Source organism: Martinezella lusitana, assembly GCF_010668395.1.
In the GTDB taxonomy this organism is placed as follows: Bacteria; Pseudomonadota; Alphaproteobacteria; order Rhizobiales; family Rhizobiaceae; genus Rhizobium; species Rhizobium lusitanum_A.
Genome location: NZ_WUEY01000033.1, coordinates 41064 through 48074 on the forward strand (window position 1 = coordinate 41064; position 7011 = coordinate 48074).

Annotated in this window: 3 protein-coding genes; 2 read left to right on the plus strand and 1 reads right to left on the minus strand. The window is 55.1% G+C overall.

The window, feature by feature from the left end; all coding sequences use genetic code 11:
• Nucleotides 1–4: 4 nt before the first annotated feature.
• Together GR212_RS34070 and GR212_RS34075 are read left to right on the plus strand one after the other, a co-directional pair.
• The gene (locus GR212_RS34070; protein WP_163993976.1) at nucleotides 5–2086 is read left to right on the plus strand and encodes a 3-hydroxyacyl-CoA dehydrogenase NAD-binding domain-containing protein; all 2082 of its coding nucleotides are present in this window, start codon (nucleotides 5–7) and stop codon (nucleotides 2084–2086) included.
• A gap of 894 nt (nucleotides 2087–2980) precedes the next feature.
• The gene (locus GR212_RS34075; RefSeq protein ID WP_163993978.1) at nucleotides 2981–4321 is read left to right on the plus strand and encodes a CHASE2 domain-containing protein; all 1341 of its coding nucleotides are present in this window, start codon (nucleotides 2981–2983) and stop codon (nucleotides 4319–4321) included.
• A gap of 381 nt (nucleotides 4322–4702) precedes the next feature.
• On the opposite strand, the gene GR212_RS34080 is transcribed toward GR212_RS34075, so the two are convergent.
• The coding region (locus tag GR212_RS34080; protein ID WP_204326881.1) for a caspase family protein at nucleotides 4703–7011 on the minus strand (2309 nt) is incomplete at its 5' end.

Genomic DNA, 7011 nt, shown 5'->3' on the forward strand with positions numbered 1-7011 from the left:
ATCAATGAACACGCCGTCCACCCTTGCTGCCCCGCGCGTCCGGTTCGAGATCGACGGCGACGTTGCCGTCATCGTCATCGACAATCCGCCCGTCAATGCCGGCTCGACGGAAGTGCGGGCCGGCCTGCGCGAGGCGATCGCCCGGCTCGCCGCCGATCCCGCTCTCGTCGCCGGCGTGCTGATCGGCGCCGGCAACAGCTTCATTTCAGGCTCCGACATCAAGGAATTCGCCGGCCCGTTGCGCCAGCCGGAACTGCCCGCCGTCATCGAGGACATCGAAGCCTGCCCAAAACCGATCGTTGCCGCCATCCACGGCGCGGCCTTCGGCGGCGGCCTGGAGTTGACGCTTGGCTGCGACGGCCGGGTGGCGGTCAGGGGCGCACTGGTCGGCCTGCCCGAGGTGCAGCTCGGGATGATCCCCGGCGCCGGCGGTACCCAACGCCTGCCGCGGCTGACGGGCATTGCCCGTGCCATCGACCTCATCATCTCGGGGCGCAGGATCAAGGCGGAAGAAGCAGCCTCCCTCGGGATCATCGACAAGCTCGTCGATAGCCCTGAACATCTGCGCGCGGAGGCGGTTGGCTTCGCACACATGCTCGCCGGACAAAAACATCTGCTGCGTGACCTGCCGCTACCGCAGGAAGATGCCGGTGCGATCGAGGTGGCCGAATCGACCGCCCTGAAGGGCGGACGGGCACGCGAGAACGTCAAGGAAGCCATCGCCTCGATCAAGCGGACAACAAGCCTTCCCTTCGACGAAGCGCTGGCCCAGGAGCGAGCCATCTTCCAGCGACTGCGCCTGAGCGAGGAAGCCGCAGCTCTGCGCTATAATTTCTTCGCCGAGCGCGCTGCCGCCAAGATCGAGGGGGCGGCCGATCATCCGCCGCGCCCGGTCCGTGATGTCGGGGTTCTTGGCGCAGGTACGATGGGCGCAGGCATCGCCGCCGTCTTTGCCGCCGCCGGTTTCAACGTCACCTTGACCGATGTCAACCGCGAGGTGCTGGATCGGGCTGCCGGGCGTATCGCACAGGCGATCGGCGATCTCGTGCGCTCCGGCAAACTGAAAGCAGATAGAGCAGCCGCCGCCGGCGCGCGCGTCACCTATGCTGCCGACATGCAGGCGGTTTCCGACGCCGATCTGCTTCTCGAGGCGGTGTTCGAGGAACTCTCCGTCAAGACGGAAGTAATGAAGACATTGGGCCGGCTCGCAAAGAAGACGGCGGTCATTGCTACCAACACGTCCTATCTCGACATGAATGAGTTGGCCGCCGCGAGCGGCCGACCCGAGGATGTCATCGGCATGCATTTCTTCGCGCCGGCCTACCGCATGCGGCTTGTGGAAGTGGTGCGCGGCGACCGCAGCCTTCCTGACGCGGTCAACACCGGTATGTCGGTCGCAAAGGCCATCGGCAAGCTTGCCATTGTGGCCGGTGCCAGCGAGGGCTTCATCGGCAATCGTATCTACTCGCGCTATCGCGGCCAGTGCGAGTATATGTTGGAGGAAGGAGCTTTTCCGAGCGAGATCGACGCCGCCGTCGAAACGCTCGGTTTTGCCATGGGCCCGTTCGCCGTCTCAGATATTTCAGGCCTCGATATTGCCTGGCTGATGCGTAAGCGCAAGGCGGCAACACGCGATCCGCGCGAACGCTACGTCCGCATTGCCGATCGCCTCTGCGAACTCGGCCGTCTCGGCCGTAAGACCGGGTTGGGCTGGTACGACTATGCAGGTGTCACCTCCGGCCGCGGCAAAGTCGATCCGGCGGTCACGGCGATTATCCGCGAGGAAGCGGCCAAACGTGGCCCGACGCGCAGTTTCACCGAAAAGGATATCCAGCGCCGGGTGCTTGGCGCGATCGTCAACGAGTCGGCTCTGTTGCTCAACGATGGCACCGCCCGTTCTGCTGCGGAGATCGACCTGGTGCTGGTGAACGGCTACGGCTTCTCAAAGTTCAACGGCGGCCCGCTGTTCTTGGCATCGCATTTAAAAGATGCCGACATCGAAGCCATGATCGAAGAGGCCGAACAGGCTGTGGGTTTCGGGTTTCGACGCGGGAATACTCGAGCCTTGCTGGAGTCACTGAGATGATCAGCTTAACTCCCCTAACGAAGCTTCTGCGTACGCCGCGTCCCACCTGCGGTCCGGCGCGTTCACACTTGCGAAGCTCATTACGATCGCCTTGAAAGGAGTCGAACAGGCGGCCCGTTCATCAATCGTTGTGGCGTTGACATACTAGTTCGGATTCTTCGATTTCTTACGCTTGCCCGCGCAGCTTCAACCTGACCAATTAGGCTCTTCAGCTTGGTTTCCCGAACCATGTCTGCAGCTTCATGCGGCGGAAACCAATCGCCTATTTGGTTTTCCATAAGGCGTTAGTGCGTGGACTGCTTAGGGGTGCGGGTAAATAGTAAATCGGAGAGATCTGATTTTCGCTGTCCTCTTTCTGACGCGGCATCTCCCGTTTGATGGACCGAAATAAAGAGAGCGGTCTCACGCTGCCCGATGGCCGGAGCGCTCCTACTCCAGTGCATGTACGGTCTTTGATTACTCGGCGGACGTCTACTCGCTCAAAAGCAGGCTTGCGGCGACCCTGGCACTAAAGCGGCCCAGCGTTCCAATCATCTCATACGGTGTGATTAAACTGAGGCGAAACTGGCAAACTCGCCGAAAGTCTGAAATCAAAGAGGTGCTATTGCAGGCTATCCAAGCCAACAGCTGGATCTTGGAGGGAGGCCCCGGCCTCTTGCCGTTAGTGCTTTCTCCAGCGGACGCAGTAGTGTGGTTTGATCCGCCTGAAATAGTATGGATGTGACCCGCCAGCAGGGCGACCTTAACAGAGCCCGTTGTGCAGACTAGCTTTCGGCTATCGCTGCGGTAACCCGGGCTGACTACCAGACCTATAAATTAAACTTATCTGCGAATTGACGAATTGCCGAAGGTATCTGAGAGTAGCTCGTTATATCGGCGCATGGGGACCATCCCTTGATTAAGTATTTTCGGCGAATTTGGAGGCGGAAGCATCTCATATTTTCTCGAGCAGTTATAGCTTTAATCGTCGTACTAATCGATCCGCTTGGAATTGGAGCTTCAAAGACAAGCCTGATTGACAACAACGTAGCTTGGCTCGCTGGCAATGTGAGCCCGGTCAAACCAAGCGAGAAAGTCGCTGTCGTCCTCATAGGAGACGACGATTTAGGATCTGACCATTTTAAGATGGACTGGCCTTTTACCTACAGCAAGACGGCCAGTATGGTTCATGCTCTGGCGTGCGCTGGGGTTGCGGGAATATTTTTCGATTTCACCGCTTCTTCCCGTTTCAATCTGGCCGCGGGGCAAGACGAACTTCAAAAAATAACTCTCGACAGCACTCAGGGACCGCTGTGCGACGATGACAGCCAGGCAGCCAAGATTCCGGTTTTCTTTGGTAAAATTCCCGAATTGACGACCCCCCTTTCGGATATCTTGGATAAGAATGGCAGGTTGCTTCAGATCAGCAACGGTCCCAACGATTGGGTATATCCCGCGGGCTTAGCGGAATTTCCGGACGAACCAGCCAGAGCTCAAGATACACCACCGGCGTTCGCAATTATGCGAGCTGCTTGCGTGGGTGAAACGAAGATGGCCGAGATTTGCGACAAACAAAAAGTTTCCATGATGTCGGGAGATCCTCTACGACTTGTATGGAGCTCTCAGGTTAGCACCGCGCAGGCGTCGGTATCCCAAGACGTGGATGGGACCGCTACGTGTCGTTCGAAGCTGTCGTATTTTAAGACGTTGTCCTTACTGATGCACTTCACCGACGCAGGAAGGTATCAGCCATGCTTTCCGGTACTCACCTTGAGGGCTCAAGACCTCTTCAGAGGCGCTTCCTTCATAGAGAAATTTGGGAATCCTGTTGCGGTCTTAAAAAATCGGTTCGTGTTCGTCGGTTCTGCACTCCATGGTCTGAACGATACCGTCGCGTCGCCGGTCCACGGGCCTCTTCCGGGCGTCTACAAGCACGCCGTCGCTTTGGACAATCTGATTAGTTTTCCTCTGCCCTACCCTACCGAACCACCAGGGTACGTAACTTGGCTCCTTTCCGCGCTCATTATTGGTTCGATGGAAATCGCTCGAGACCTAATCCGGCCCAGTCATCGACGTGGACTTCTTCAAATAGTTGTGCTCATTTCATTGATGATTATTACAACCATCATTATTGAGATCAATGCATGGCCTATCTCCCTCTTATTTCTGTTCGGATATTATCTCGGGTCAGAACGAATTGTGGCGTTTGCATCAAGTATAAAGACGCACCAACCACATGCCGGAGCTAGCGTGTGATGAAGTGGGCATCCGCACTCATTCTCTCTACAATCTGCCTTGCTAGCGCGGCCCGGAGCGAAGAGCCGACGTCGCTGGTTATCGACGGGATATCGACCACAGCAGTTTGCCGAGACGCTGCTGGGAAAAAAATTGTACCGGAGCTGCGGCCAACGCCACCGTTTCGCGCTAAAATGGCCGACAATGAGCGCATCGTATCTCTCGTGGGAAAGAAGGACTGCTTTTTAAACGCCAGCGAATACCACCTCGAAAGTGATTACTCTGACCGGTGTTCGAGTGCGAAAAGCGATATCGGTGACGGCCGATACGTCGGCACTAGAGGTTTAGTAGCCCCTCATTGCGACCAATAGTGCTGAAAATTCAGCCATCGCTTCTCAGGCCTTAATTTAAACGGCCAACCGTCAACGCATCGCCCGCGAGGGGAGATATCGAATACTTGCTGTTATCGGATTCAAGCGTGATCGTTCCGTCTTGCGCTATCGATACGCTATTGGTTCGCTGGCAATTGCAATCTTCATTCTCCCATGTCGAACCATATGTTTGATAGTTCAGCTTGCCGCCGGCATATCCAGAAAACCATTTCAAGTCTTGGTCGAAAAATAAGGTAACCGGCCTGAGGCCGTCTATCACTCCGACCCATTTTTTTTGATTCAAAAGAGATTTATCCGGGCCGAAGTCGTCAAATTCTCCATCCAAATTATTCATCAGCTTCGCACCGCTCAATACGATTAATGCCGATGAAGAGCCTTGGTCTTCCGAGGGAACCGAAAAGACTAATACCAGGTCGCGCACACCATCGTGGTCAACGTCATCAACTAGGAGCTGGTCAAAATTGCACCCAAGCGGAGAGACGAAATTCGCTCGGTGTCCTTCGCGGCTGAATGAGAACGCCCCACCATATTTGTTTTCGCTGAAGACCAGTTCTTCCGTCTTCCCGTCTTGGGCTAGATCCAGCGAAATCTTAGATTCGTTGCAGCTCGAGATCGCTCCATCTCGTTCGACAGAGCCAAGATTTTCGAAAGTGTCCTGATCACTTGGTGGCACAATCTGATATTGCTGCCTGATGCAGCGCAGCGTCGACATAATTGACATCTGATAGCCGCTTGGCCCTGACCGCGTTGGGCCACATCCCTGGTCAATCTCTGCTTTTGCCTTGATCACTGTGAGCGGAGTGGATGACCACTGTTGCCTCTCCGAGACGATGTCTGGACCAGCTTTAATTGTTGCATACGGTCTCGGCTCGTTAAAGGAAATAGAGATCGATCTGAACACGGAAGAATTAAAAGCGAGGTCCTCGTCCCAGCTCATTTCCAGAGCTGGATATTGGCGTTGAGACGTCAGCGTCTTGACCCCTCGCCTAGTTTCAAGGATCGCATTGATGAGACTGCCTTTTTCCCGCAGATTTTGGGCAAAAATCTCAGCAAATGGACTATTTACGCCATTGATGGTGTCGAGAGCAGATTGACCTTGAGACGCCGAGAACGCAATCGCGTAGTCGAGGCCTTGCAAATATTGGGTATCCGCATGTGTTGATACGGAACGCACCTGCACCTTAGGCATCGTCTCAATGGGAGCGCGGTCGTTTGCCTTAGGGTCTGTCGTGTCCAATTCGATTGAATCTCGGCACGCATCAAAGACTACAAGGATTTTTTTGTACTTAAGGGCAGCAATCATCTTCAAGACCGAAGAGATGGATTGATATTGCCCATTCGATCCAGTGCCACTCATTTCGAAGTCTGTATATATGAGCGAGCTTATGCCGTTTATGTCGGCCGCATGCCCTGCGTAGTAGAAAATAAAAACATCTCGGTTTTTGCTTTTGTCAAACGATTGAATTGCCTCGGCCAGCTCGCCGCTTTTGACATTTGCCTTTACAACGCTTGAGATGCCCCGGCTTAGAAGAGCTTGTTTGATAAGTAGCGCGTCGCTCTGCGGGGTCTTTAGTTTGGGAACGCGCTGATAGTCATCGTTTGCTACGATCAACGCATCGACGCCTCTCGTCGTCGAAGGGTCGGTCGCGATATCTATGTCTACACGGTCTATGCCGCTGACTGATTGCTGAGATGATACGACGGGTTTTGGCGAAGCCCTTGATAGCTGAGCACCTAACGATGCGGCAGTGGCTTCCAGTTTTTGAATTTGACTGTCATAGGATTGCTGAAGGCATTCGACATTTGAGGCACACACTTCCCGCTCGGAAAGCCATTGATGTTGCAATGACTTGGTAGCTGCTTTTTTCTGTTCATCGGACGCAGCCAATATATCCGTATATAGCTCTTCTAGACGCAATTCTTGCCGCTGGAGGGCCGTGTCCGAGCATATAGACGTCTCAGATGAGGATTTTGCCGACCCGCACCATTTGGGAGTCTGCCGGTCGGTCTCCGCTTGCAAATTCGTAGATTGCAACGAATTTTGGCCCGGGGCCAGGATGGTCAACCTCGACGCATAGACAGATTGAAGGCACGTAGTGTCGGAACCACAGGACTCCCGTTCCCCTATCCAGTTCTTCTGCGCCTGCTTGAGAGCCTTCTTTTGCCCCTCAGACGAGGACTTTAAAGCCTGCCTGCGGATTCCGACGTGAAGCCGGCCGGCATTCCGATCAAAGACCGGCCACCATTCCGATTTGAAGCCGGCCACTATTCCAATCAAAGACCGGCCGATTTTCGGCACTGAAGAATACCCCCCTGGGT

Bases quoted from the DNA above. Each gene is read 5' to 3' on its own strand.
- GR212_RS34070 (WP_163993976.1), top strand. From the start codon at position 5: ATGAACACGCCGTCCACCCTTGCTGCCCCGCGCGTCCGGTTCGAGATC.